Annotated in this window: 20 protein-coding genes; 16 read left to right on the forward strand and 4 right to left on the reverse strand. The window is 71.1% G+C overall.

What is annotated here, in order from left to right:
• The first annotated feature begins 252 nt into the window (after positions 1-252).
• Positions 253-2,487, forward strand: coding sequence for a bifunctional diguanylate cyclase/phosphodiesterase (locus PBV52_RS34040; protein WP_274243570.1), 2,235 nt, complete (start codon positions 253-255; stop codon positions 2,485-2,487).
• A 52-nt stretch (positions 2,488-2,539) separates the two neighbouring features.
• Here PBV52_RS34040 and PBV52_RS34045 read toward each other — a convergent pair whose 3' ends face one another.
• On the reverse strand, positions 2,540-3,127 hold the full coding sequence (locus PBV52_RS34045; protein WP_274243571.1) for a TetR/AcrR family transcriptional regulator: 588 nt from the start codon (positions 3,125-3,127) through the stop codon (positions 2,540-2,542).
• Positions 3,128-3,236: 109 nt separating this feature from the next.
• Between PBV52_RS34045 and PBV52_RS34050 the strand changes: the two genes are divergently transcribed.
• The 5 genes from PBV52_RS34050 to gatB all read left to right on the forward strand — a co-directional run bounded on the left by PBV52_RS34050 (position 3,237) and on the right by gatB (position 7,373).
• Positions 3,237-3,608, forward strand: a complete 372-nt coding sequence (locus tag PBV52_RS34050) for a DUF4267 domain-containing protein (RefSeq protein ID WP_274243572.1) — start codon at positions 3,237-3,239, stop codon at positions 3,606-3,608.
• Between the two features lie 199 nt (positions 3,609-3,807).
• Positions 3,808-4,104 (forward strand): Asp-tRNA(Asn)/Glu-tRNA(Gln) amidotransferase subunit GatC, encoded by a 297-nt coding sequence (gatC, locus tag PBV52_RS34055; RefSeq protein WP_007384860.1) that lies wholly within the window; start codon positions 3,808-3,810, stop codon positions 4,102-4,104.
• Between the two features lie 6 nt (positions 4,105-4,110).
• Entirely contained in the window at positions 4,111-5,604 is a 1,494-nt protein-coding gene (gene gatA / locus PBV52_RS34060; RefSeq protein ID WP_274243573.1) for an Asp-tRNA(Asn)/Glu-tRNA(Gln) amidotransferase subunit GatA, read from the forward strand.
• Positions 5,601-5,843, forward strand: coding sequence for a hypothetical protein (locus tag PBV52_RS34065; protein ID WP_128435083.1), 243 nt, complete (start codon positions 5,601-5,603; stop codon positions 5,841-5,843). Before gatA ends, PBV52_RS34065 begins: the two co-directional genes overlap by 4 nt.
• Positions 5,844-5,858: 15 nt before the next feature.
• Positions 5,859-7,373 carry an Asp-tRNA(Asn)/Glu-tRNA(Gln) amidotransferase subunit GatB gene (gatB, locus tag PBV52_RS34070; RefSeq protein ID WP_274243574.1) on the forward strand — a complete coding sequence of 505 codons (1,515 nt, stop codon included), beginning with the start codon at positions 5,859-5,861 and terminating at the stop codon, positions 7,371-7,373.
• Between the two features lie 62 nt (positions 7,374-7,435).
• Here gatB and PBV52_RS34075 read toward each other — a convergent pair whose 3' ends face one another.
• On the reverse strand, positions 7,436-8,239 hold the full coding sequence (locus PBV52_RS34075; RefSeq protein WP_274243575.1) for a cyclopropane-fatty-acyl-phospholipid synthase family protein: 804 nt from the start codon (positions 8,237-8,239) through the stop codon (positions 7,436-7,438).
• Between the two features lie 188 nt (positions 8,240-8,427).
• Here PBV52_RS34075 and PBV52_RS34080 point away from each other — a divergent pair, with 188 nt between their 5' ends.
• The 7 genes from PBV52_RS34080 (at position 8,428) to PBV52_RS34110 (ending at position 16,230) form a co-directional block, all read left to right on the forward strand.
• Positions 8,428-8,778 carry a hypothetical protein gene (locus PBV52_RS34080; RefSeq protein WP_274243576.1) on the forward strand — a complete coding sequence of 117 codons (351 nt, stop codon included), beginning with the start codon at positions 8,428-8,430 and terminating at the stop codon, positions 8,776-8,778.
• Between the two features lie 211 nt (positions 8,779-8,989).
• On the forward strand, positions 8,990-11,236 hold the full coding sequence (locus PBV52_RS34085) for an MMPL family transporter (protein WP_274243577.1): 2,247 nt from the start codon (positions 8,990-8,992) through the stop codon (positions 11,234-11,236).
• Entirely contained in the window at positions 11,214-11,789 is a 576-nt protein-coding gene (locus PBV52_RS34090; protein ID WP_274243578.1) for a GNAT family N-acetyltransferase, read from the forward strand. Before PBV52_RS34085 ends, PBV52_RS34090 begins: the two co-directional genes overlap by 23 nt.
• 54 nt (positions 11,790-11,843) lie before the next feature.
• On the forward strand, positions 11,844-12,422 hold the full coding sequence (locus tag PBV52_RS34095) for a hypothetical protein (RefSeq protein WP_274243579.1): 579 nt from the start codon (positions 11,844-11,846) through the stop codon (positions 12,420-12,422).
• A gap of 216 nt (positions 12,423-12,638) precedes the next feature.
• Positions 12,639-12,833: a hypothetical protein gene (locus tag PBV52_RS34100; protein WP_274243580.1), complete on the forward strand. Its 195-nt coding sequence runs from the start codon at positions 12,639-12,641 to the stop codon at positions 12,831-12,833.
• Positions 12,834-12,922: 89 nt separating this feature from the next.
• Positions 12,923-15,979 carry an AAA family ATPase gene (locus PBV52_RS34105; protein WP_306801454.1) on the forward strand — a complete coding sequence of 1,019 codons (3,057 nt, stop codon included), beginning with the start codon at positions 12,923-12,925 and terminating at the stop codon, positions 15,977-15,979.
• A 38-nt stretch (positions 15,980-16,017) separates the two neighbouring features.
• Positions 16,018-16,230 (forward strand): DUF6191 domain-containing protein, encoded by a 213-nt coding sequence (locus tag PBV52_RS34110; RefSeq protein WP_274243582.1) that lies wholly within the window; start codon positions 16,018-16,020, stop codon positions 16,228-16,230.
• A 10-nt stretch (positions 16,231-16,240) separates the two neighbouring features.
• Here PBV52_RS34110 and PBV52_RS34115 read toward each other — a convergent pair whose 3' ends face one another.
• Positions 16,241-17,389: a sorbosone dehydrogenase family protein gene (locus tag PBV52_RS34115; RefSeq protein ID WP_274243583.1), complete on the reverse strand. Its 1,149-nt coding sequence runs from the start codon at positions 17,387-17,389 to the stop codon at positions 16,241-16,243.
• A gap of 166 nt (positions 17,390-17,555) precedes the next feature.
• Positions 17,556-18,554 (reverse strand): aldo/keto reductase, encoded by a 999-nt coding sequence (locus tag PBV52_RS34120; RefSeq protein WP_274243584.1) that lies wholly within the window; start codon positions 18,552-18,554, stop codon positions 17,556-17,558.
• A gap of 76 nt (positions 18,555-18,630) precedes the next feature.
• Here PBV52_RS34120 and PBV52_RS34125 point away from each other — a divergent pair, with 76 nt between their 5' ends.
• The 3 genes from PBV52_RS34125 to PBV52_RS34135 all read left to right on the forward strand — a co-directional run bounded on the left by PBV52_RS34125 (position 18,631) and on the right by PBV52_RS34135 (position 25,071).
• A complete protein-coding gene (locus PBV52_RS34125) occupies positions 18,631-19,572 on the forward strand; it encodes a 2-hydroxyacid dehydrogenase (RefSeq protein ID WP_274243585.1) in 942 nt (313 codons plus the stop codon).
• 393 nt (positions 19,573-19,965) lie between these two features.
• A complete protein-coding gene (locus PBV52_RS34130) occupies positions 19,966-22,977 on the forward strand; it encodes a bifunctional diguanylate cyclase/phosphodiesterase (protein WP_274243586.1) in 3,012 nt (1,003 codons plus the stop codon).
• A gap of 237 nt (positions 22,978-23,214) precedes the next feature.
• Complete coding sequence (locus tag PBV52_RS34135; protein WP_274243587.1) at positions 23,215-25,071, forward strand: acetolactate synthase large subunit; 1,857 nt, start codon at positions 23,215-23,217, stop codon at positions 25,069-25,071.
• Positions 25,072-25,086: the final 15 nt, after the last annotated feature.

Here is a 25,086-nt window from a genome sequence, read left to right on the forward strand (position 1 = left end):
GGCGCATACCAGATGCATACGGGTGGCTGGGGCGCATTCGGGCAACCGTTGACGACCGCTGCCCGTGGAAGCCTTCTGCGGCCTACTGTTGAGGGGTGCGCCTGCCGTGCCCAGCTGCGGTTGGGGCATCCCCTTGCTCTGAGAGGGCTTTGAAAGGCGAGGGGAAGGGTTTTCCAACGCGGTGCCGTTGAAGGTTGTTGTCGGGCATCGGGCCGCGTGGCGTGGGCACCGCCGGCTGTGAGAGGGACGGGAATGGAACCGACCGAGAGCGCCGCCCCGAACTCACGGCTGCGCCGGATGGCCGGCGTGTGGCGGGGGTGGGCGGCGCGGACCGCGCAACGTTCGCGCTCGGAAAGAGGCGCGGGCAGCGCCGCCGGGCAGCACACCGCGACGGAGGGCCGCACCACCGTGCAGCCCGGCGCCGGGCGCACCGACGACCTGCCGGGCTCCGAGCACGAACGGCACCTGTCCTGGCCCGCGCTGCCCGCGGCGGTCGTCGCGGCGGCCGGGTTCGTCCTCGGCGCCGGGTTCTACCAGGCGTTCAGCGGCCACCACGCCCTCTTCCCGTCCGGCACCGTCGGCTGGTCGCTGGCCGTGCTGACCGGCATCATCGTCGGCCACCTGGTCGCGCTCGGCCGCGCCCGCTGGTGGGGCGGCACCGGCTCCGGCGCCGCCCTCACCCTCGCCGTGCTGGTGCTGTACGGCTGGGTGCCGGCCGGCATGGTCAGCCTCACCGTCGTCGTCCTGGTCGGCACAGCCCGCCGGGGCCGCTGGCGGCAGGGCGTGCTGCACGGCGCGGTGGACATCCTCGGCATCGCCGCCGGGGCCCTCGTGCTGGCCGCCTTCGGCCGCGTACCGACCGTCGAGCACCCCTGGAACCCCGACACTTGGACGCTCTACACCGCCCCCAGTGTGGTGCTGGTCGCCGCCGCCTATCTCGCGGTCAGCCGTGTCCTGCTCTGGTATCTGCACGCCCCGCGCGGCGGCCTGCCCACCGTCGCCCGCACCGCGCTGGTCAGACAGGGTCTGGTCGCCGTCGCCCTGCTCGGCATCGCCCCGCTGGTGTGCGTGGTCGCCACCGCCAAGCCCCTGCTGCTGCCGCTGTTCTCCATCCCGCTCATCGCCCTGGACTCCACCCTGTGGATCGCGCGGGCCAGGGCGGAGGAGCAGTTGCGCGATCCGCTGACCGGACTGCCCAACCGGCAGTGGCTGCTGGAACGCATCTGGACCGCGCTCGACGACGCCGAGCGCATCGGCGCCCGGTCCGCCCTGATGCTGATCGACCTCGACCGGTTCCGATCGGTCAACGACACGCTCGGTCATCTCGCCGGTGACCGGTTGCTGTTGCAGATAGCGGACCGGCTGCGCCTTGCCCTGCCGCGCGGAGCGGAGGCCGCGCGACTCGGCGGCGACGAGTTCGCCGTCTTACTGCCCGTCGCCGACTCCACGACGTCCGCGACCCGGGTCGCCCGCGGCCTCGTCACCGCCCTCAGCTCCCCGCTCGACCTCGACGGGCTCACCCTGGTCCTGGAGGCGAGCGCCGGCGTCGCCGTCTTCCCCGACCACGCCCTCGACGCCGAGGGGATGCTGCGGCGCGCGGACGTGGCGATGTACCAGGCGAAGCGGGACCGCACGGGCGTAGAGGTCTACGAGTCGAAGCGAGACTCGAACACCCCGGACCGGCTGGGACTGCTGGGGGACCTGCGCCGAGCCCTCGACGCGCACGAGGTCGAGCTGCACTACCAGCCGAAGGTCCGCTTCGACGGACAGGTCGCCGGCCTTGAGGCCCTGGTGCGCTGGGTGCATCCCGAGCGCGGGAAGGTGCCGCCGGACGAGTTCATAGCGATCGCCGAGTCGTCGGGGCTGATGCCGCATCTGACGGAGTACGTGCTGGAGACGGCGCTCGGGCAGGTGGCGCGGTGGCGTTCCCAGGGCCTGTACGTGCCCGTCGCGGTCAACGTCTCCCCGCGCGACGTCCACACCCCCGGATTCGCCGGCTCCGTCGCCGCGCGGCTCGCCCGGCACGGCGTCCCGGCGGGAGCGCTCCAGCTGGAGATAACGGAACACGTCCTCCTGGAGGACCCGCAGCGCGCCGCCGACACCCTCGCCGGGCTGACCGGACACGGCGTGAAGATGTCCCTGGACGACTTCGGCACGGGGTATTCGTCCCTGGTGCACCTGAGACGGCTGCCGGTGAGCGAGCTGAAGATCGACCGCTCGTTCGTGGCCAGGCTGGCGGTGGACACCGAGGACGCGGAGATCGTGCGCTGCACGGTGGACCTGGCGCATTCGCTCGGCCTGCTCGTGGTCGCCGAGGGCGTCGAGGACGACGAGACCTGGGAACGCCTGCGGGACCTGGGCTGCGACGCCGTACAGGGCTGGCTGGTCGCGGCGGCGATGCCGCCGGAGGAGACGACCGCGTGGCTGCGGGCGCGGGGTTCGCGGGGGTGGGTGCGGCCGAAGGCGGCTCTTCCTGCGGCCGAGTGAGCTTCCCGCACGGGGGGCGTAGCGGTCTTCCCGCACGGAGGAGTTCGGCGCGCTAACGGCTCGCCTGTGCCGTGAAGTGACCCGTCAGCAGCTCCAGCCGCCTCTCGTGCGCTCCCTCCGGTAGTCGCCCGCTGCGCATCAGCGTCACCAGGCCGTGCAGTCCGGCCCAGTACGTCTCCGTCAGCAGGCCAGGGTCGTCGCCCTCGGCGGCGATCGGCTCGACCGCCGCCAGCAGTTCGGCGAACGCCTCCTGCAGCTCCGCCGGGGCCTCGGGCGTGGCGAACGGCAGGTCCACGCGGTGCGTGAACATCGCGTCGTACAGCGCCGGCCGGCGCCGCGCGAACGCCGTGTACGCCTCGCCCACCGCCGCGAGCGTCGCGCGCTTGCCCTTCGCCGCCCGGGATGCCGTGCGCATCTCGGCGGCGAGCTCGGCGCAGCCCTGCACCGCCACCGCCGCCATGATCGCCTCCTTGCCCTTGAAGTGGCTGTAGAGGACAGGCTGGCTGTACTCGATCTCGGCCGCCAGGCGGCGCGTGGTGACCGCCTCCCAGCCCTCGGCCTCCGCCAGCTCCCGCGCGGCCGTGACGATCAGCCGCTCGCGCTCCGCTCGTTCGCGCTCCCGGCGCGTCTGGATGGACATGGCCCGGATTCTAGCAGTGCTAGACAATCTGCCGATGCTCTGCTAGCTTCGCTCCTGTCGCTAGCGCCGATAGGGATCAGTCCGCCCGACCCTGACGAGGAGACCCGGCATGACCGTCACCGCGTACACCCTGGCCGTCGTACTCAACTTGTTCGTCCTGTTCATCGGGGCCCGCTTCCTGCTCCAGCCCCGCCCCGCCGCCGTCGGCTACGGCGTCCCGGCCGACCCCGGCGGCGATGCTTCCGCGTACCTCACGGTCAAGGGCCTGCGCGACGGCGCCTTCGGCCTCCTGGGGCTCGTGCTGCTCGCGTTCGTCGGAGCCGAGGCCGGGGCCTGGTTCATGCTCTGTGTCGCCGTGATTCCGCTGTTCGACACCGTGATAGTGCTGCGCCACGGCGGCACGAAGGCCGTCGCGTTCGGGATCCACTTCGCCACGGCAGTCGTTGTGCTCATCAGTGCCGGACTGCTGTTCGCCGTCTGACGACAAGCAAGGGGGGACTGGGCCATGTCGCTGTTCATCACGCCGGGCGTCGAACGCTTCGACAACCACTTCCTGCGCAGCGAGGCGTGGGACCGGCGCCATCAGGGAGCGCGGCGCGGGGAAACCGTTTCACGGACATCGTCCCCGGCCCCATAGGATTGGCTCCAAACCACACACACTCACCCCAGAGGATCGCTGCATGCCTGGCATCACGCGCGAGGAGGTCGCCCACCTCGCCCGGCTGGCGCGTCTGGAGCTGAAGCCCGAAGAGCTTGAACACTTCGCCGGCCAGCTGGACGACATCATCGGCGCGGTGGCCCGCGTCAGCGAGGTCGCCGACCAAGACGTACCGCCGACCTCGCACCCGCTCCCGCTGACGAACGTCATGCGCGCGGACGAGGTCCGTCCCTCGCTCACCCCCGAGCAGGCGCTCTCCGGCGCCCCGGCCCAGGAGCAGCAGCGTTTCAAGGTGCCGCAGATCCTGGGGGAGGACTAAGAAGTCATGACGGACATCATCAAGCTCACGGCCGCCGAGACCGCCGCGAAGATCGCCTCCGGCGAGCTCACCGCGGTCGAGGTCACCGAGGCCCACCTCGCCCGGATCGAGGCCGTCGACGAGAAGGTGCACGCCTTCCTGCACGTCGACCGCGAGGGCGCCCTGGCCCAGGCCCGTGCCGTGGACGAGAAGCGGGCCAAGGGCGAGAAGCTCGGTCCGCTGGCCGGCGTTCCCCTCGCGCTCAAGGACATCTTCACCACCGAGGGCATTCCGACGACCGTCGGTTCGAAGATCCTCGAGGGCTGGATCCCGCCGTACGACGCGACCCTCACCAAGAAGCTCAAGGCCGCCGACGTCGTCATCCTCGGCAAGACCAACATGGACGAGTTCGCCATGGGGTCGTCGACGGAGAACAGCGCCTACGGCCCGACCGGCAACCCGTGGGACCTGACCAAGATCCCCGGCGGCTCCGGCGGTGGGTCGAGCGCCGCGCTCGCCTCCTTCCAGGCACCCCTCGCCATCGGCACCGACACCGGCGGCTCCATCCGCCAGCCGGCCGCCGTCACCGGCACGGTGGGCGTCAAGCCGACGTACGGCGCGGTCTCGCGCTTCGGCATGGTGGCGTTCTCGTCCTCCCTGGACCAGGGCGGTCCCTGCGCCCGTACGGTCCTGGACGCGGCCCTCCTGCACGAGGTCATCGCCGGGCACGACCCGCTGGACTCCACGTCCATCGACGCCCCGGTCCCGCCGGTCGTCGAGGCCGCCCGCAACGGCAGCGTCGAGGGCATGCGCGTCGGCGTCGTCAAGCAGTTCCGCGGCGAGGGCTACCAGGCCGGTGTCATCCAGCGCTTCGACGAGTCCGTCGCCCTGCTCAAGGAGCTGGGCGCCGAGATCGTCGAGCTGGACTGCCCGTCCTTCGACCTCGCGCTGTCGGCGTACTACCTCATCGCGCCGTCCGAGTGTTCGTCCAACCTCGCCCGCTTCGACGGCCTGCGCTACGGCCTGCGTACCGGCGACGACGGCACGAACTCCGCCGAGGCGGTCACGTCGATCACCCGTGAGGCTGGCTTCGGCCCCGAGGTCAAGCGCCGCATCATGCTCGGCACCTACGCCCTGTCGAGCGGGTACTACGACGCGTACTACGGCTCCGCGCAGAAGGTCCGTACGCTCATCACCCGCGACTTCGAGAAGGCCTTCGAGCAGGTCGACGTCATCGTCTCGCCGACGACGCCGACCACCGCCTTCCCGATCGGCGAGCGTGCCGACGACCCGATGGCGATGTACCTCGCCGACCTGTGCACCATCCCGACGAACCTCGCGGGCAACGCGGCCATGTCGCTGCCCTGCGGTCTGGCTCCGGAGGACAACCTGCCGGTCGGCCTGCAGATCATCGCCCCGGCGCTGAAGGACGACCGCCTGTACAAGGTCGGCGCCGCCGTCGAGGCCGCCTTCGTGGAAAAGTGGGGGCACCCGCTCCTCGAGGAGGCTCCGTCGCTGTGAGTAAGGCACTGTCCAAGGCCAAGGGCTTCAAGAAGTCCAAGTCCGGCCTGTACCTGTCCATGGCCACCACCGCGTTCGGCGCGGTCAGTGTCGCCAAGCAGGCGAAGCTGGCCCGCTCCGAGAGCGACACGCTCCGCCTGATCGACGCCGCCGTGTCCGCCGCCGCCATCGTCACCGGCCTCGCCATCCTCTACCGCGAGCTGAAGCGGCTGGGCGACGACGACGTCCTGCTGGGCTGAGAGGGAAGTTTCACCGTGACCACCACGACCGACCTGGTGTCGTACGAGGACGCGCTGGCGTCGTACGACCCCGTCATGGGCCTTGAGGTCCATGTCGAACTCGGCACCAAGACCAAGATGTTCTGCGGCTGTTCGACCGAACTCGGTCAGGACGCCAACACGCAGACCTGCCCCACCTGCCTCGGCCTGCCCGGCTCGCTCCCGGTCGTCAACGCGACCGGCGTCGAGTCCGCGATCAAGATCGGCCTCGCGCTGAACTGCGAGATCGCCGAGTGGTGCCGCTTCGCCCGGAAGAACTACTTCTATCCGGACATGCCGAAGAACTTCCAGACCTCCCAGTACGACGAGCCGATCGCCTTCAACGGCTACCTCGACGTACAGCTGGAGGACGGCGAGACCTTCCGCGTGGAGATCGAGCGCGCCCACATGGAGGAGGACACCGGCAAGTCGACGCACGTCGGCGGCGCGACGGGCCGTATCCACGGCGCCTCGCACTCGCTCCTCGACTACAACCGCGCCGGCATCCCGCTCATCGAGATCGTCACCAAGCCGATCGAGGGCGCGGGCGAGCGTGCCCCCGAGGTGGCGAAGGCGTACGTCCGTGAGCTGCGCGAGCTCATCAAGGCGCTCGGCGTCTCCGAGGCCCGGATGGAGATGGGCCAGATGCGCTGCGACGTGAACCTGTCGCTGCGCCCGAACGGCACCGAGAAGTTCGGCACGCGTTCGGAGACGAAGAACGTGAACTCGCTGCGGTCCGTGGAGCGCGCGGCCCGCTACGAGATCCAGCGTCACGCCGCCGTGCTGAGCAGCGGCGGGACGATCATCCAGGAGACGCGCCACTTCCACGAGGACACGGGGTCGACGACCTCGGGCCGAGTGAAGGAGGAGGCCGAGGACTACCGGTACTTCCCCGAGCCGGACCTGGTTCCGGTGGCGCCCACGCGCGAGTGGGTCGAGGAGATCCGCGCCGGGCTGCCGGAGCTGCCGCTGGCCCGCCGCAACCGCCTCGTCGCGGAGTGGGGCATCTCGGCCACCGACATGCAGGCGATCCTCAACGCCGGCGCCCTGGACCCGATCGTTGCCACGATCGACGCCGGTGCCGACGCGGCCTCCGCCCGCAAGTGGTGGATGGGCGAACTCGCCCGCAGCGCCAACGAGTCGGGCAAGTCGCTGGACGAGCTGGCCATCACGCCGGAGCAGGTCGCCCGGGTCACCGCCCTGGTCACCGAGGGCTCCCTCAACGACAAGCTGGCCCGCCAGGTCATCGAGGGCGTTCTCGCGGGCGAAGGCACCCCGGACGAGGTCGTCGAGAAGCGGGGTCTGAAGGTCGTCTCCGACGAGGGCGCCCTCACCACCGCCGTCGAGGAGGCCATCGCCGGCAACCCGGGCATCGCGGACAAGATCCGCGGCGGCAAGGTGGCCGCGGCCGGTGCCCTGGTCGGCGCGGTCATGAAGGCGACCCGGGGCCAGGCCGACGCGGCGCGCGTCAAGGAGCTGATCCTGGAGAAGCTGGGCGTCAGCGAGGGCTGACACCCGCAGTCGTGAACCCCGAGGGGGATGCGTCAACGGCGACGCATCCCCCTCGGCACGTCTCAGATACGGCGGCCTACGAGCCGTACGAAGCCCAGCGCGCGGCCCTCGTCGAGCCGTACCATCTCGCCGACCCGGCGGGCCATCGTGCGATGGAACTCCTCCGGGCTCTCCTCGGCGATCACGTCGCACCACAGCAGCCAGTCCCGCCAGCCGTCTTCCAGCCAGTCGGCGGTCTCGACCTCCACGGCCCCGCTGCGCGTCCAGTGGCGCCGCCACCAGTCGGCGGTGTGGAAGCACCAGAAGTCGGGCTCCCAGTAGGGCTTCAGATGCTCCGGAGGCTCGGTGCCCTCCGGCTCCTCCCGCAGCGCGGGCACGACGACACCGATCCGCCCGCCGGGCTTCAACAGCCGGGTGAGCGTGGGCAGATAGAGGTCGGCGGTGCCGAAGTACTGGTACGCGTCGATGCTCACGATCGCGTCGAAGCTGCCCTCGGCGAACGGCAGGTCGTGCGCCTCGGCGTGCACGGGCAGCACACGGTCGGCGAAACCGGCCTCGGCGATGCGCAGGGCGTTCTCGTCGGGCTTGACCCACAGGTCGGCGGCGGTGACCTGGGCGTGGTACTCCCTGGCCAGGAAGACGGAGGTCATCGCCCGGCCGCAGCCCAGGTCGAGGACGCGTGCGCAGGGGCGCAGGGCGTCCAGGCCGAGGGCGGGGGCCAGCCACTCCAGCAGCCACAGCGCGTTCGGGCCCATCTGGTTGTCGATGACCCAGCGGACGTCGTAGCTGTTGCTGCGCGGGTAGCGGGCGTGGGTCAGCCGCTTGGTGAGGTCCTCACTCGAGGTCCTCGGGGTGATGTCTGGCATCGGTGAACGGGCTCCTTGAGTCCTGGAAGGCGGAGAGGGGTACGGAGGAGCTCGGCCGGACGCTCAAACAATGCACCTGCCCAGGTCGGCGGCGATGTGCCGCGGGAACGGCTGACCTTCGGAAGCTAGCAGCCCGCCCTGCGGACCGGCATCCGATTTCTCAGCGCGACGCGCTACGCTCGCCCGCCATGAGTGGACGCGGTGATTCCGAGATATCCGAGACGGGGGAGGACCGGACCAGGACGCCTGAGGACGAGCGCGTCGAGGAGCTGGCGGACGGCGAGGATCCGGCGCAGGTGGCGCGGCGGGCCCGCTGGACGGCTGCTGTCGCCGGGGTGCTTCTGACCCTTGCCGGGCTGTCCGCGTCGGCGATACGGGCCTCCGGGTCCGCCCCGGCCCTCGTCCCGGCCGCCTATGCGTTCGGCGCCGCCGTCTGCGCGCTCGCCGCGTTCCTCGGTTCGCGGGGTCGTACGCGCCGGGCGCTGTGGCTGCTCGTGACGGGTGTGATGGTGATGGCGCTGGGGGATCAGTTCGACTGATGTGGAAGGCGTCACTCACGAACGACAGAGTGGCCGTTACTGTCCTGTGATCTGCCTCCCACTTGTGTGAATAAACCCACGAACGCGGCAAACGATCATTTTCGCCTGCAAGAGTTTGCTGCACATCGCTCACGCGTTCTTTGCGGGCTGTTCACTTCATGAACGACTGTTCCCGGTCAAAGATCCATAAATCGCCCCCGGGAGCTCGTTCGTGGCAGCCCTTGCACGCTGGTGTGTACAACGCCGCCTCCTCCCTGTTCTGCTGTGGCTCCTGGCCTTCGGCGGGGTGAGCGCGGCCGCCGCCGTGACGGGCTCCGCGTACTCGAACGACTACGAGGTCCCCGGCACCGAGTCGGGCCGCGCCACCCAGCTGCTTGAGGACGGCTTCCCCGGCCTCGGCGGCGACAGCGACACCGTTGTCTGGCACACCGACTCCGGGACGGTCCGCGCGGTCGACGTCGAACAGACCATGACCCGCACCCTGGACGAGATCGCGGAACTGCCCGGCGTCGCGGCCGTGGGCAGCCCGTACGACAAGCAGGGCGCCGCGCAGATCAGCGAGGACGGGCACACGGCGTACGCCACCGTCACCTTCGACGGCAGCGCCGAGACCCTCGACAAGGGCGAGGCGCAGGCCGTGGTGAGCGCGGCCGAGGCCGCCGAGGCCGACGGACTCCAGGTGGAGCTGGGCGGCAGCGCGGTCGGGCTCACCGAGTCGCCGGGCGGGCATCTCGCCGAGGTCGTCGGGGTGGCCGTCGCCGCGGTCGTGCTGTTCCTCGCCTTCGGCTCGCTCGCCGCCTCGCTGCTGCCCATCGCCACCGCGCTGGTCAGCGTCGGCACCGCGTACGCCGGGATCGTGCTGCTCGGGCACGCCATGACCGTCGCCGACTTCGCGCCCATGCTCGGGATGCTCATCGGGCTCGGCGTCGGCATCGACTACGCCCTGTTCATCGTCACCCGGCACCGGCGCGGACTGAAACGCGGGCTGACCGTCACCGAGTCGATCACCAACGCCGTGGCGACCACCGGACGCGCGGTCGTGTTCGCGGGTGCCACCGTGTGCATCGCCCTGCTCGGGATGCTGATCCTCCAGCTCAGCTTCCTCAACGGCGTCGCGATCGCCGCCTCGCTGACCGTGGTCCTGACGGTCGCCGCCTCCGTGACCCTGCTGCCCGCCCTGCTGTCCTTCATCGGCATGCACGCCCTGAGCCGTCGCGAGCGGCGCCGGCTGACGGAGCACGGTCCCGAGCCCGAGCTGCCGACCGGGTTCGCCGCCCGCTGGTCGGCGTTCGTGGAGCGCCACCCCAAGGTGCTCGGCGCGATCGCCCTGGCCGTCATCACGGTCCTCGCCCTGCCCACCCTCGGCCTGCGCCTGGGCACCTCCGACCAGGGCAACAACCCCGAGTCCTCCACCACACGCCAGGCCTACGACCTCCTCGCCGAGGGCTTCGGCCCCGGCGTGAACGGCCCCCTCACCCTGGTCACCAAGGTCGACGGCGGCGACGACAAGCTCGCCCTCGACAACCTCGACGCCACCCTGCGCACCACCGAAGGCGTCGCGTCGGTGACGCCGGTGACGTACAACACCGGCGGCGACACCGCGTACCTCACCGTCGTACCGGAGTCCTCCCCGCAGTCGCAGCAGACCAGCGACCTCGTCGACCGGCTGCGCTCCGAGGTCCTGCCGCGCGCCGAGACCGGCACCTCACTCGATGTGCACGTCGGCGGCATGACGGCCGGCTACGACGACTTCGCCGACGTGATCGTCGGCAAGCTGCCGCTGTTCGTCGGCGTCGTCATCGGCCTGGGCTGTCTGCTGCTCCTGCTCGCCTTCCGGTCCGTCGGCATCCCCCTGAAGGCCGCGGTGATGAACGTGGCCGCGGTCGCCGCCGCCTTCGGCGTCGTCGTGGCGATCTTCCAGTGGGGCTGGGGGAGCGAGCTGCTGGGGCTGGGCCGCGCGGGCCCGATCGAGCCCTTCCTGCCGGTCATCATGGTGTCGGTGCTGTTCGGCCTCTCCATGGACTACCAGGTCTTCCTGGTCAGCCGGATGTACGAGGAGTGGCTGGAGACCGGAGACAACCGGCGGGCCGTCCGGATCGGCCTCGCCGAGACCGGCCGGGTGATCAACTCCGCCGCGGTCATCATGATCTCGGTCTTCCTCGCCTTCGTCCTCAGCGGCGACCGCGTGATCGCCATGTTCGGCATCGCGCTGGCCGCCGCCGTCGCCCTGGACGCCTTCGTCCTGCGCACGCTCCTCGTCCCCGCCCTGATGCACATGCTCGGCGGCGCCAACTGGTGGCTGCCCCGCTGGCTCGACGAGCGCATGCCCCGCATCAGCATCGAGCCGCCCGAGTCCCGTGCCGCCCATGAGAGGCTGGCCGCCGTGACGGACGCCGAGGTGGCGGACGTGCTGGCGGAGGAGGAGCGGCAGCGGGATGTACGCGATATCGCTGGGTGACGACGGAGCCGAACTGCGTCCCCTGGAGCCCTGGCACGCCGAGGAGTTCCTGGCCCACCTGGAGCGGGGGAGGGACTTCATCAACCAGTACGTCCCCTTCGGCTCCAAGGCCGTCGATGTCGACTCCGCGCGCGAGGTACTCCAGCGGTACGCCGACATGCGCGCCGCCGACACCGGGTCCCTGCACGGCATCTGGCTGGACGGAAAACTCGTGGGCGGCGTGCTCTTCCTCAACTTCGAGGCGGAGAACGGCAACTGCGAGGTCGGCTGCTGGCTGGAACCCGCGGGCACCGGGCGTGGGCTCATCACGCGCGCGATGCGCGTGCTCATCGACTTCGCGATCGAGCAGCGCGGCATCCACCGCGTCGAGTGGATCGCCTCCGCGGGGAACACGCCCAGCCTGAACGTGGCCCGGCGCCTTGGCATGACCCGCGATGGCGTGCGGCGGGAGAGCTACCCCTATCGTGGGGTGCGGCACGACCTCGAGGTGTGGTCGATCCTGGCCCCCGAGTGGCGTGAGGCACGCACGCGTGCCGCTCACAAGGATCATTAAGAGGCCTCTCGATCATTAAGAGACTTCTCAGACAGCGTCCGTACGGTGCGAGGCATGGGAACGAAGACAGTGGACGAGACGGGCGCCGGAACCGGCACCGAGACGAAGACCGACGAGGAGAAGGTGGACGTCGTCAAGACGACCGACGCCACCGACTCCAGCGACGCCGACGAGGCGACGGAGACCGACGAGGTCGAGGAGGAGGTGGCCGCCGAGGCGACGGAAGCGGGCCCCTCCGGCGTCGGCCAGGGCGCGGGCGCGGTCGTCTCCGCGGCGCTCGGCCTCGTCTCCCTGAGCGGTGGCTGGCTCGGTACGGTCGCCGCCGCGCGGCAGTCCCTCGTCGCCCAGCTGGAGTCCTCGACGTCGTCGTCCCAGAACGTCTCCAAGCTGCTTGAGCAGGGCTACGGCGACGCCTGGAACGCCACCGCCCTGTGGGCCGGCGTCTTCGCGCTCGCCGCGCTGATCGTCGGCGTCGTCGTGCTCGCCCGGCCCGCGTTCGGGGCGCCGGGCAAGCCGCAGGCCGTGTGGATCAAGTCGGTCGCCTGGGGCGGCGTCTCGCTGGGCGTCATCGGCCTCCTGCTGGCCGTACTGAAGTACACCGACGTCCTGCTCGGCCTGCCGTCAGTGGGCTGAATCAGCTGAATCACCGCAGGTCCCGAGGGGCCTCAGGGCCGCCGTAAGCACATCGGACGGCGCCCTGAGGCCCCTTAGACGTGTCTAAGGCACCGCCCGCCGCCGAAGATGCGGAACTCTCCCGATGTGGCGGACCCGCCTGGGAGACGAAGGTTGAGGCATCGCACCGAGCGAGCCCGAAATCCGACTCTCACCAGGAAAAACGAGGGATCCGCCATGTACCAGTACGAGCTCCAGCACCTCCGTGCCGCCGAACTGATCCGCCAGGCCGAGCACGAACGCCTGGTCCGCGAGGCCGTCCGCGGCCGCCGCACCGCCCGCCGCGCCGCGAAGCGCTCCGCCGAGGGCTCGGCGGACGCGGAGGCACATACGTGGCGCCTCCGCAGGCACCGGCATCCACGCGCCGCGTGAAGGCGGGGGAGACGGGGGCGAGGGCCGGTACGGCACCACCGACGCCGAGCCCGGCGAAAAGCGGTGCCGCACTGCCGATGCCGCATGCGATGCTCGGGCCCGTGGAAAGCAGGTCCGTAAGTCCCGTGTTCGTCGGCCGTGCAACCGAGTTGGAGACGCTGAACGACGCCCTCGCCCGAGCCGCCGAGGGCGACCCGCAGGCGTTGGTGATCGGGGGTGAGGCCGGGGTCGGCAAGACGCGTCTCGTCGAGGAGTTCGCCACCGCCGCCGGCCGCGAGGGCGCCGTCGTCGCGCTCGGCGGCTGCGTCGAGATCGGCGCCGACGGGCTGCCCTTCGCCCCGTTCTCCACCGCGCTACGAGCACTGCGGCGCGAACTCCCCGGCGAGCTTGCCGACGGGGCCGCAGGTCAGGAGGAGGAACTGGCCCGACTGCTGCCCGAGTTGAGCGATACGGCTCTCTCCCGAGGGGCGGACCGGTCCGACGAGGAGGGCATGGCCCGCCTCTTCGAGCTCACCGCCCGCCTCCTGGAGCGCGTCGCCGCGGGCCGCACCGTCGTCCTCGCCCTGGAGGACCTGCACTGGGCCGACGCCTCCACCCGCCACCTCCTCGCCTATCTCTTCCGCACTCTGCGCACCGGCCGCCTCGTCGTCCTGGCCACCTACCGCTCCGACGACATCCACCGCCGCCACCCGCTGCGCCCGCTCCTCGCCGAACTCGACCGGCTCCGCACGGTCCGCCGGATCGAACTCGGCCGCTTCAACCGCACCGAGGTCGGCCGCCAGATCGCCGGCATCCTCGCCACCGAACCCGACCCGGCCCAGGTCGACGAGATCTTCGAACGCTCCGACGGCAACGCCTTCTTCGTCGAGGAACTCGCCGTCGCCGCCCATGAAGGCTGCCGCACGGGCCTCACCGACTCCCTGCGCGACCTGCTCCTCGTACGGGTGGAAAGGCTGCCCGAGGCCGCCCAGCGGGTCGCCCGGATCGTCGCCGAGGGCGGCTCCACCGTCGAGTACCGGCTGCTCGCCGCCGTCGCCCAGCTCGCCGAGGACGACCTCATCGAGGCGCTGCGGGCCGCCGTCAACGCCAACATCCTCATCGCCGCGCCCGGCGGCGACGGCTACCGCTTCCGCCACTCCCTGGTCCGCGAGGCCGTCGGCGACGACCTGCTGCCCGGCGAGCGCTCCCGCCTCAACCGCCGCTACGCCGAAGCCCTGGAGGCCGACCCGACGCTCGTCCCCGCCGACGAGCGCGTCATGCGGCTGGCCAGCTACTGGTACCACGCCCACGACCCGGCCAAGGCCCTGCCCGCCGTCCTGGACGCCTCCGTCACCGCCCGCCGCCGGCACGCCCACTCCGAGCAACTGCGGCTGCTGGAACGAGCGATGGAGCTGTGGGACTCCGCGCCGCAGGACGTCAGGGCCTCGCTGCGCCCCGTCGACTACACCGAGGTCTACCCGCCCTGCGGCTGCGACCCCGCGACCACACCCCTGCGCTACCTCGACCTGATGGCCGAGGCCGCCGTCGCCGGACGGCTGTGCGGGGAGCGCGAACGCGCCCTGAAGATCACCAAACGGGCCCTGCACCTGCTGGAGGACGAGAACGACCCGCTGCGCGCCGCCTGGTTCTGGGTCCAGCGGTCCCGGCTGGTCCAGGCGCAGGCGCGCGGTGACGGCTGGAAGGAGCTTGGCACCGCCCGGGAGCTGGTGCGCGGTCTGCCGCCGTCCGAGGTGCATGCCGAGGTACTGGCCACGGCGGCCAACTGGTCGATGCTGCGCGACCCCGGCCCCGACGCCATGTCGGCCGCCGAGCGGGCCGTCGAGTACGCGCGCATGGTGGGCGCCGAGGACATCGAACTGAACGCGCGCCTCACCCTCGGCGGACTCATGGTCGAGGCCGGGGACATCGAGGCCGGCCTGGCCCAGATGTACGAGGTCAGGGACGAGGTACTGGCACGCGGCCTCACCGCCGTGGTCGGGCGCAGCCATGTGAACCTGCCGTCCGTCCTGGAAGGCATCGGCCGATCCGAGGACGCCGTCGGCATCCTTCGCGAGGGCCTGCGGCTGACACAGGAGATGGGACTGCGCGACTCCGAGGCCTGGGTCTGGGCGAACCTCGCCGAGACACTGATCTCCCTCGGCCGCTGGGACGAGGCCGCGCAGGCCGCCGTCAACGCCCAGCGGACCGGGCAGTCCGCGAAGCCTCACGGCGGCGGCTCCAACAGCCTGGCCCGCCTCGCGCTCGCCCGCGGCGAGCTCGCTGAGGCCGCCCGCCATCTCGCCACCGCCCGCGCCTCCTACGGCACCCATGACCCCATGCCGCAGAACAACCTGCCGATGTCCATCCTCGCCCTCGGTATAGCCGCCGCCGAGGGCCGCCTCCTCGACGCCCGCGCGGAGGCCGACCGGGTCCTGAGCGCCGGTTTCCCGCCCGGCACCCAGCGTTATGCCTGGCCGCTGCTGCTGGCCGCCGCCGTCGTCGAGTCCGACGCCCGTGCCCACGCGCTGCCCGCCGCGCAGGAGGGCCGCGCCGCCTTCCTGGAACGGCTCTTCGTGGCCACCCGCAAACTCACCACGGGCGCGCCCCTGTGGCTGGCCTACGAGAAGTGGACCCGAGCCGAACTCGACCGGGCCGAGAACCGGGCCACCCCCGACACCTGGTCCGACGTGATCACCGCCTTCGAAGCCCTGGAGCGCCCCTACGACCTCGCCCGGATCCGCCACCGCCTGGCCGAGGCCCTGCTCGCGATCGGCGGCGAGGACGAGCGCGCCCGCGCCACGGAACTGCTCCGCCTGACCCGGGCCACCGCCGCCCACCTGGGCGCCCGCCCCCTCGCCGACGCCACGACCCACCTGGCCCAGCGAGCCCGCCTCACCCTCACCACAGCCCCACCCCTGCCCGCGACCGACCCCGCCGACTCCCTCGGCCTCACCACCCGGGAACGAGACGTCCTGCGCCTGGTCTCCAACGGCCGCACCAACCGCCAGATCGCCGAGGAACTCTTCATCTCGCCGAAGACGGCCAGCGTCCACGTGTCGAACATTCTGGGGAAGCTCGGCGTCTCGGGGAGGGGGGAGGCAGCCGCGGTGGCGCATCGGATGGGGTTGTTTCCGGCCGAAACGCTCACGTCTGGGACGAGCAGCTGAGGTTTACGCTGTAAGGGACGATGGCCCCGGGAGGCTCCGTGTTCAACGCGTTCGAGGAACTCTTCGCACCCGGCCGCAAACACACCCGCGACGAACAGAACCGTCTGGAACTGACCCGCGAAGACGTCGGCGACAACGACCCCGGGCGCGGACCGATAGATCTCGCGTCCGGGAAGGTCGTCGTACGACGGCCCGAGCCGTCGGCCGAGGAGGACGGCGAGGACGGCGAGGACGGCGAAGGGGAGGGCTGAGGGCCGCTCCTCAGCTCACCTGCACCTCCAGAATTCTGTCGTCCCCGTCCTTCGGGCTGCCCCGCCCGTCGGTGTTGCTCGTCGTCACCCACAGCTTGTCGCCGCCCGCCGACACCACCGTCCGCAGCCGGCCGTACTCGCTCGCCAGGAAGGCCTGCGGGTCCGCCGAGGCCTCCGTGCCGCTCAGGGGGATGCGCCACAGGCGCTGGCCCTTCAGGCCCGCCATCCAGATGGAGCCCTCGGCATGGGCGATGCCGCTGGGGGAGGCATCGTCCGTGCCCCACTGGGCCAGCGGGTTGTGGTACTTGGCGTCGTCGGACTTGCCCTCGGCCTCCGGCCAGCCGTAGTTGTCGCCCGGCTTGATCGCGTTCAGCTCGTCCCAGGTGTCCTGGCCGAACTCCGCGGCGAACAGGCGCTGTTCGGAGTCCCAGGCCAGGCCCTGGACGTTGCGGTGGCCGTATGAGTACACGGGGGAGTCGGGGAAGGGGTTGCCCGGGGCCGGTTCACCTTCCGGTGTCAGGCGCAGGATCTTGCCGCCCATGGACTCCTTGTCCTGGGACAGGCCCGTGTCGCCGCTCTCGCCCGTGCCCGCGTACAGCATCTTGTCCGGGCCGAAGGCGATCCGGCCGCCGTTGTGGATGAAGCCCTTGGGGATGCCCTTGAAGATCGTGTCGGGTGCGCCCAGCTGTTCGCCGGACGGCTTCTGCTCGTCGTACAGCATCCGGACGATGCGGTTGTCCGAGGCCGAGGTGAAGTAGGCGTAGATCATGTGGTCCGAGGCGTAGTCCGGCGACAGCGCCAGGCCCATGAGGCCGCCCTCGCCCGCCGGGGACACCCCCGGGACCTCGCCCAGCTCGGTCTTCTTGCCCGTCTCCCCGTCGACCCGCGTGACCGTGGCCTCGTCGCGGGAGGAGACGAGCAGGTCGCCGTCGGGGAGCGGGGCCAGGCCCCAGGGCGTGTTCAGGCCCTCGGTGACCGTGCGCAGCACCTTGGCCGAGCCCTGTGCCGGCGGGGCCTGATCGGCCGTCCGCCGGGAGGGCGACGACCCCGAACCCGCAGTGCTCGATGCCGCGCTTCCGCCCTGCCCGGGTGATCCCCCGTCGTCGGAGGAACAGCTGACCGTCAGCAGGAGCGCGGCCGTGGCCATTACGGCCGTCACAACTCGACGTTGCACGATCAAGGTCCCTTCGACGCGGCGGGTTCTACTTTTCTTACACCGCTCGCGCCTCACAGGTTCCCGATCCATGAACCTTGAACCACCGCCCCCCGGTCCCCGGCCGGTTCCGGTCCCTCCCGGGAAGTGCCGGACCTGAGCCCGGCGAATGTCAGTCCCAGGACCCCAGCGCCCGCGGCAGCTCCGCCACCTCCGCCAGGTCCTGCGCCGTCAGCCGCACTCCCTCGGCCCCCGCGTTCTCGGTCACCCAGCGCTCCTGTTTGGCCCCGGGCACCGGAACCACGTGCCGCCCCTGCGCCAGCACCCACGCCAGTGCCACCTGTGCGGGCGTGACCCCGTCGCCGTGCCGGGCCGCGATCCGGCGCAGGCCGGCCACTATCGGCTGGTTCGCCGCCATCATCTCCGCGGTGAAGCGCGGGTGCCGGGCGCGGACGTCGTCCGGTTCGAAGCCCTGGCCCGGGGTCAGCGTGCCCGTGAGGAAGCCGTTGCCCAGGGGCATGGCCGCCAGGAAGCCGACGTCGCGTGCCTCGCACCACGGCAGCAGCGTCTCCAGGGCCTCCGGCGACCACACCGACAGCTCCGCCTGCACGGCGCTGACCGGAAAGACCTGCTGCACCCGCTGCAACTGGCGGATCGTCCCGTCGTGCAGGCGGGTTCCCGAGCGGCGGCCACCCCGCGCGCCCACCGCGCACAGCCCCAACGACCGTACCTTTCCGGCCCGGACGAGCTCCGCCATCGCGCCCCACGTCTCCTCGACCGGGATTTCGGGATCGGCGCGGTGCAGTTGGTAGAGGTCGATCACGTCCGTCTGCAGGCGGCGCAGAGAGGCGTCGCACGCCCGCTTCACATAGCCGGGACGGCCGTTGGCCACGATGTGCTGTTCGCCCACCAGCAGGCCGACCTTGGTCGACACGAACGCGTCCTGGCGGCGCTCCTTCAACGCCCGCCCCAGCAGCAGCTCGTTGGTGAACGGACCGTACATATCGGCCGTGTCCAGCAGCGACGAGCCCAGATCGAGCGCCCGGTGCACCGCCCTGAGCGACTCCTCGCCCCGCTGCCGTGAGGAGCTGTACGCCCAGCTCATCGGCATGCACCCGAGCCCGACGGCTCCCACCGCGAGTGCCGCCGCGCCCATCGTCCTGCGCTCCACCTGGCCGTAACCCTCCCTCTTCCGGCACCCCAACCTAACCTCTGCACACCTGTTCGCCTGACATAGCCTCCTGTGCATGACTGCTGATGTGTGGCTCCCCATCCCGCCGGAAGAGATCGAGGGTCTCCCCGAGGGCCTGGGCTACCGCTTCTGGAACGGCGCCGAGGACTTCCCCGCCGACCCGGCCGAATGCGCCTTCTACGTCGTCCCGTACATGAAGGCGCCCGCGCTCGGGCAGCGCCCCCTGCCGGAGATGAGCTCGGTGCAGGTCGTGCAGACGCTCTCCGCCGGCATCGACCACGTGGAGGCGGGCCTCAAATACCTGCCGCCGGGCGTGAAGCTGTGCAATGCGCGCGGGGTGCACGAGGCGAGCACCGCCGAGCTCACCCTCACGCTGATCCTCGCCTCGCTGCGCGGCATCCCCGACTTCGTGCGCGCCCAGGACAAGGGGGAGTGGCTCGGCGGATTCCGGCCCGCGCTGGCGGACAAGAGCGTCCTCATCGTGGGATACGGCTCGATCGGGGCCGCGATCGAGGACCGGCTCGCACCCTTTGAACCTGCGCGGGTGGCGCGCGTCGCGCGCTCTGAGCGCACCACGGCGCGCGGACCCGTGCATCCGCTCACCGAACTGCCCGCCCTGCTCCCGGAAGCGGACGTCGTCATCCTGTCCACACCCCTGACGGACGCCACCCGGCACCTGGCCGACGCCGACTTCCTCGCCCGGATGAAGGACGGCGCGCTGCTGGTCAACGTCGCCCGTGGAGCCGTCGTCGACACCAAGGCGCTGCTCGCCGAGCTGGAGGCCGGTCGCATCACCGCCGCCCTGGACGTCACCGACCCCGAGCCGCTGCCCCGGGAACACCCCCTGTGGCGTGCGCCGGGCGTGCTGATCAGCCCGCACGTGGGCGGGCCGACGTCGGCGTTCCTGCCGCGCGCGAAGAGGCTGCTGGTGGACCAGTTGAGTCGTTTCGTGAACCGGGAGCCCCTGCGCAACGTGATCCTTACAACAGGGGCGTAATCCGCTTCGGGTACCCTCCGCAACCTCTCGGAAGCGGTCCGTACTCGCATATGCGCTGGTCGTCACGGAGCGTAGAGGCGCTATGTCCCTGAGTGACGAGACTGGTGTATCGTCCGGACAGGGGTTGCGCCGCGCACGTTCGGCGCCGGGGATGGATATTTCAGATTTGTGAGGGGGGCGACGGGCGATGCACGGCCTATGGACCAACGACCCGACGCGGCGGGGCCGCCGCCGACGACCCTGGGACACGTCCGCGCGCAGACGCGGCCATCACGGCGTTCACGGCTGCCGTCACAGCCATCACCCCCGCAGGCACAGCAGCCGCAGGCGGCATGCGCACCCAGCGCACCAGGACCCTCGGGATCCGGGAGCTGCGCGGACCGGGAGGGCCCGGTGAGCTCGCCACCGTCTGGTACGACCACCCTCGACGGAGCGCTGCGGGCACCGTCCTCGTCGGCCGCGATGCTGCCTCGCCGGCCGTCCTTCGGCGGCGGCAAGGGGTTCGTCCGCCAGCTCGTTCTGGCCCTGGTGTGCGCGGGATACGCCGTCGGTTCCGCGGTCGGCTGGGGCTCGGACCAAGTCGCGCTGATCATGGGCGACTTCGGGCTGGCCGCCGCGGCCGCCGCCGCCGCCGTGTCCTGCTTCCGCTACGCCCGTAGCCGCCGTATCCGGTTCCGGCCGGCCTGGCTGCTGTTCGCCCTCTCCTCCGCCATGGCGGCCCTCGGCAACCTGGTCTGGGGGTGGTACGAGGTCGTCCTGGAGCAGCCCGTGCCCAGCCCCTCCTACGCCGACGGGTTCTTCCTGTGCTTCGCGCCGCCCGCCATCGTGGGCCTCCTGGTGCTCGCCAAGCGGCCGGTGACGAAGGCCGGCTGGGTCTGCCTCGGGCTGGACGCCTGGCTGATCGGCGGCTCCCTGCTGACCCTGGCGTGGAGCCTCGCCCTCGCCCAGGCGGCCAAGCTCGACTCGAGCGGGGGAGCGAGCGTGGCGCACACCGCGCTCTCGCTCGCCTACCCGCTGCTCGACATCGCCCTGGTCAGCATGGTGCTCGCACTGCACTTCCGCCGCTCGTCGGCGAACCGCACCGCGGTCAACACCGCGATCGGCGCGCTCGCCCTGACCGTGATGTGCGACGCCCTGTTCACCTCGCCGCTGCTGCACAACAGCTACCGCTCCGGCCAGCTGCTCGACGCGGGCTGGTTCGCCGGCTCACTGCTCCTGGCCTACGCCCCGTGGGCCGCGCCCCGGAGCGGAGAGAGCGAACGGCAGGACGGGTCGGGGCACACGCGCGTGGTGCACGAGCACGTGCCCGGACAGCGCGGCGGAAGCCATCACCACACGCCCGCGCAGGGAGGTGAGCACAGCCGGTACCCGGCCAACCGGCCGATCGCCGGCTCCCTGGCCGCGCTCACGCCGTACCTCGCCGCCGCCGTCTGCACGCTGGGGATCCTCTACAACGTCCTCAACGGCCGCAGCGTCGACCGCGTGGTCCTCATCACCGGGGGCACGGTCGTGCTCGCCCTCGTGGTGCGCCAGGGCATCATGCTGCTCGACAACATCACCCTCACCCAGGAGCTGGCGCAGAAGGAGAACCACTTCCGCTCCCTGGTGCAGGGCTCCAGCGACGTCATCATGATCGCCGCGCCCAACGGCATGCTCCGCTATGTCTCCCCGGCCGCCGCCGGGGTCTACGGCCGCACCGCCGAGGAGCTGGTGGGTACGGAACTGGCCAATCTCATCCACCCGGAGGACCTGGGCTGCGTGGTGCACGAGGTGCGCCGCTTCCTCGCCGCCAGCCCCCTTGAGGAACCCACTACGCGCATCGAGTGCCGCTTCCGGTCCGGCGAGGACGGGTGGCTCAACGTCGAATCGACCGTCAACCGGCACCACGGCGGCCTCATCTTCAACAGCCGGGACGTGACCGAAAGAGTGCGCCTGCAGGCGCAGCTCCAGCACAACGCCGAGCACGACCCGCTCACCGACCTGCCCAACCGCGCGCTGTTCACCAAGCGCGTGCAGCAGGCCCTGTCCGGCCGCCGCGCCTCCGACCGGGGTCTGGCCCTGCGCAACACGGCCGTCCTCTTCATCGACCTCGACGGCTTCAAGGGCGTCAACGACACGATCGGACACCAGGCCGGGGACGAGTTGCTCGTCCAGGCCGCCCGCAGACTCCAGGAGGCGGTCCGGGGCGGGGACACCGCGTCCCGGCTGGGCGGCGACGAGTTCGCGGCCCTGATCGCCGGGGACAACACCCGCGACCGCACCGCCCGCGAAGGACACATCCTGGAGCTCGCGGACCGACTCAGAGGGACGCTGTCACAGCCGTACCTCATCGACGGCAACGATGTCCGTGTCAACGCCTCCATCGGCGTCGCCTTCGCCGAGCCGGGCCTCGGCGCGGGCGAGCTGCTGCGCAACGCCGACCTGGCCATGTACCGCGCCAAGGCGGGCGGCAAGGGCCGCGTCGAGCTGTACAAGCCGCAGATGCAGCAGGACGTCGTACGCAAGGCGGAGCTGGCCACGCGCCTGCGTGCCGCGCTGCACGACGGCGAGTTCGCGCTGCTGCACCAGCCGGTGGTGTGTCTGGAGGACGGCCGGATCACGTCGGTCGCCACCCAGGCGCGCTGGCGGTCCTCGCAAGGGGTGCTGTTCACGCCCGCCGAGTTCCTGCGGGTGGCCGAGGACAGCGACAAGACCGCCGAGCTGGGCCGCTGGATGCTGGAGGAGGCCGTCGAGCAGGCCGCCGAGCGCACCGCGACCGGGCTCGCCGTACCCGTCGCCGTGCGGGTGGGTGCGCGGCGGCTGCTGGACCGGTCGATGCCGCTCGGCTCGATCGAGGCGCTGCTGACCCGGCACGGGCTGCCGTCCGGGTCACTGATCATCGAGCTGTCCGACCTCGACCCCCGTGTCTCGCTGGACGAACTGGAGCGCCGCCTGAGCGGCCTGCGCAGACTCGGTGTCCGGATCGCCCTGGACGGCTTCGGCAGCGGGTACGCGGCGCTCACGGCCCTGCGCCGGCTTCCCGTCGACGTACTCAGGCTCGACCGCGGTCTGGTCGAGGGAGTCGTCGAGTCCGCGCGGCTGCACAAGATCACCGGTGGGCTGCTGCGGATCGCCGGCGACCTCGGGCTGCAGTCCGTGGCCGAGGGCGTGGACCTGCCGGAGCAGGTCGTCGCACTGCGCGCGATGGGGTGCACGCACGGGCAGGGCATGGCGTTCTCCGGTCCGCTGGACGAGTACCGGCTGCGCCGGGCGCTCGGTTCCGGCCGCTATCCGGTGCCGCACGGACCGGCGGAGCCCGCGTTCGCGGGTGGCGGCGCGGGGGTGTACACCGGTGGTGTGACCGCTGTTCTCGGAGGCGGAAGTGCCCTTCGCTCACATAATGAGACTCCCGTCCCACCCACTTGACAGTGGGTGCGTGCCGGGGGGAGGGTCAGTGCCATGCGCACCCGAATTCTCGTACTTGGAAAGCGCGTCGGCTGAAGCTGGTGACGTCCGGACAGACCCGGAACTCCCAGCCTCCACACCCGGCGCGCTCCCCTCGCTTGCCTTATGGCACGAGGGGTTTTTTGTTGCACAGGCACGAGTCGTGCAGCACCGAAACTCCGCCCAAACCTCGCAAAAACCCTCAGCATCGAGAAGAGAATGCCGATGACCGAGCAGGCCACCGGGGCCCATCACCCGCAGCCGCGGCCCCGATCCGGAGGACAGCAGTCCGCCCCCGAGCACGTCACGGGTGCGCAGTCCCTCATCCGTTCGCTCGAGGAGGTCGGCGCCGGCACGGTATTCGGCATTCCGGGTGGTGCGATCCTTCCGGCGTACGACCCGCTGATGGACTCCACCAAGGTCCGCCACGTCCTGGTCCGCCACGAGCAGGGCGCCGGCCACGCCGCCACCGGTTACGCACAGGCCACCGGCAGGGTCGGCGTCTGCATGGCGACCTCCGGCCCCGGTGCGACCAACCTGGTGACGCCGATCGCGGACGCCCACATGGACTCGGTGCCGCTCGTGGCGATCACCGGGCAGGTGGCCTCCAAGGCGATCGGTACGGACGCCTTCCAGGAGGCGGACATCGTCGGCATCACCATGCCGATCACCAAGCACAACTTCCTGGTCACCAAGGCCGAGGACATCCCGCGGGTCATCGCGCAGGCGTTCCACATCGCCGCCACCGGCCGCCCCGGACCGGTCCTGGTCGACATCTCCAAGGACGCCCTCCAGGCGAAGACCACCTTCTCCTGGCCGCCCACCATGGACCTGCCCGGCTACCGGCCCGTCACCAAGCCGCACGCCAAGCAGATCCGCGAGGCCGCCAAGCTGATCACCGCCGCGAAGCGCCCCGTCCTGTACGTCGGCGGCGGCGTGATCAAGGCCGGCGCCACCGCCGAGCTGAAGGTCCTCGCGGAACTCACCGGAGCGCCCGTCACCACCACCCTGATGGCGCTCGGCGCATTCCCCGACAGCCACCCGCTGCACGTGGGAATGCCGGGCATGCACGGTGCGGTCACCGCCGTCACCGCGCTGCAGAAGGCCGACCTGATCGTTGCCCTCGGAGCCCGCTTCGACGACCGCGTCACCGGCAAGCTGGACAGCTTCGCCCCGTACGCCAAGATCGTCCACGCCGACATCGACCCGGCCGAGATCGGCAAGAACCGTGCCGCCGACGTGCCGATCGTCGGTGACGCCCGCGAGGTCATCGCCGACCTGGTCCAGGCCGTCCAGAAGGAGCACGCCGAGGGCCACCAGGGCGACTACAGCGCCTGGTGGCACGACCTCAACCGCTGGCGCGAGACCTACCCGCTCGGCTACGACCAGCCCGAGGACGGCTCGCTCTCCCCGCAGCAGGTCATCGAGCGCGTCGGTCAGCTCGCGCCGGAGGGCACGATCTTCGCGGCGGGCGTCGGCCAGCACCAGATGTGGGCCGCGCACTTCATCCAGTACGACAAGCCCGCCACCTGGCTGAACTCCGGCGGCGCCGGAACCATGGGCTACGCGGTCCCGGCCGCGATGGGCGCCAAGGCCGGAGCCCCGGACAAGACGGTCTGGGCGATCGACGGCGACGGCTGCTTCCAGATGACCAATCAGGAACTCACCACCTGCGCCCTGAACAACATCCCGATCAAGGTCGCCATCATCAACAACGGCGCCCTCGGGATGGTCCGCCAGTGGCAGACCCTCTTCTACAACCAGCGCTACTCCAACACCGTGCTGCACTCCGGCCCCGAGGCCGACGGCAAGCAGCCGAGCGCCGGCACCCGCGTCCCCGACTTCGTCAAGCTGTCGGAGGCCATGGGCTGCTACGCGATCCGCTGCGAGTCGCCGGAGGACCTCGACAAGGTCATCGAAGAGGCGAACTCCATCAACGACCGCCCGGTCGTCATCGACTTCATCGTCCACGAGGACGCGATGGTGTGGCCGATGGTCGCCGCAGGCACCTCCAACGACGAGATCATGGCCGCTCGGGACGTCCGCCCCGACTTCGGCGACAACGAAGACGACTGAGCGAGGAAGAGCAAA

The organism is Streptomyces sp. T12, assembly GCF_028736035.1.
In the GTDB taxonomy this organism is placed as follows: domain Bacteria; phylum Actinomycetota; class Actinomycetes; order Streptomycetales; family Streptomycetaceae; genus Streptomyces.

Bases quoted from the DNA above. Each gene is read 5' to 3' on its own strand.
- PBV52_RS34040 (WP_274243570.1), top strand. From the start codon at position 253: ATGGAACCGACCGAGAGCGCCGCCCCGAACTCACGGCTGCGCCGGATG.
- PBV52_RS34045 (WP_274243571.1), bottom strand. From the start codon at position 3,127: ATGTCCATCCAGACGCGCCGGGAGCGCGAACGAGCGGAGCGCGAGCGG.
- PBV52_RS34050 (WP_274243572.1), top strand. From the start codon at position 3,237: ATGACCGTCACCGCGTACACCCTGGCCGTCGTACTCAACTTGTTCGTC.
- gatC (WP_007384860.1), top strand. From the start codon at position 3,808: ATGCCTGGCATCACGCGCGAGGAGGTCGCCCACCTCGCCCGGCTGGCG.
- gatA (WP_274243573.1), top strand. From the start codon at position 4,111: ATGACGGACATCATCAAGCTCACGGCCGCCGAGACCGCCGCGAAGATC.
- PBV52_RS34075 (WP_274243575.1), bottom strand. From the start codon at position 8,239: ATGCCAGACATCACCCCGAGGACCTCGAGTGAGGACCTCACCAAGCGG.
- PBV52_RS34080 (WP_274243576.1), top strand. From the start codon at position 8,428: ATGAGTGGACGCGGTGATTCCGAGATATCCGAGACGGGGGAGGACCGG.
- PBV52_RS34090 (WP_274243578.1), top strand. From the start codon at position 11,214: ATGTACGCGATATCGCTGGGTGACGACGGAGCCGAACTGCGTCCCCTG.
- PBV52_RS34095 (WP_274243579.1), top strand. From the start codon at position 11,844: ATGGGAACGAAGACAGTGGACGAGACGGGCGCCGGAACCGGCACCGAG.
- PBV52_RS34100 (WP_274243580.1), top strand. From the start codon at position 12,639: ATGTACCAGTACGAGCTCCAGCACCTCCGTGCCGCCGAACTGATCCGC.
- PBV52_RS34105 (WP_306801454.1), top strand. From the start codon at position 12,923: ATGCTCGGGCCCGTGGAAAGCAGGTCCGTAAGTCCCGTGTTCGTCGGC.
- PBV52_RS34125 (WP_274243585.1), top strand. From the start codon at position 18,631: ATGACTGCTGATGTGTGGCTCCCCATCCCGCCGGAAGAGATCGAGGGT.
- PBV52_RS34135 (WP_274243587.1), top strand. From the start codon at position 23,215: ATGCCGATGACCGAGCAGGCCACCGGGGCCCATCACCCGCAGCCGCGG.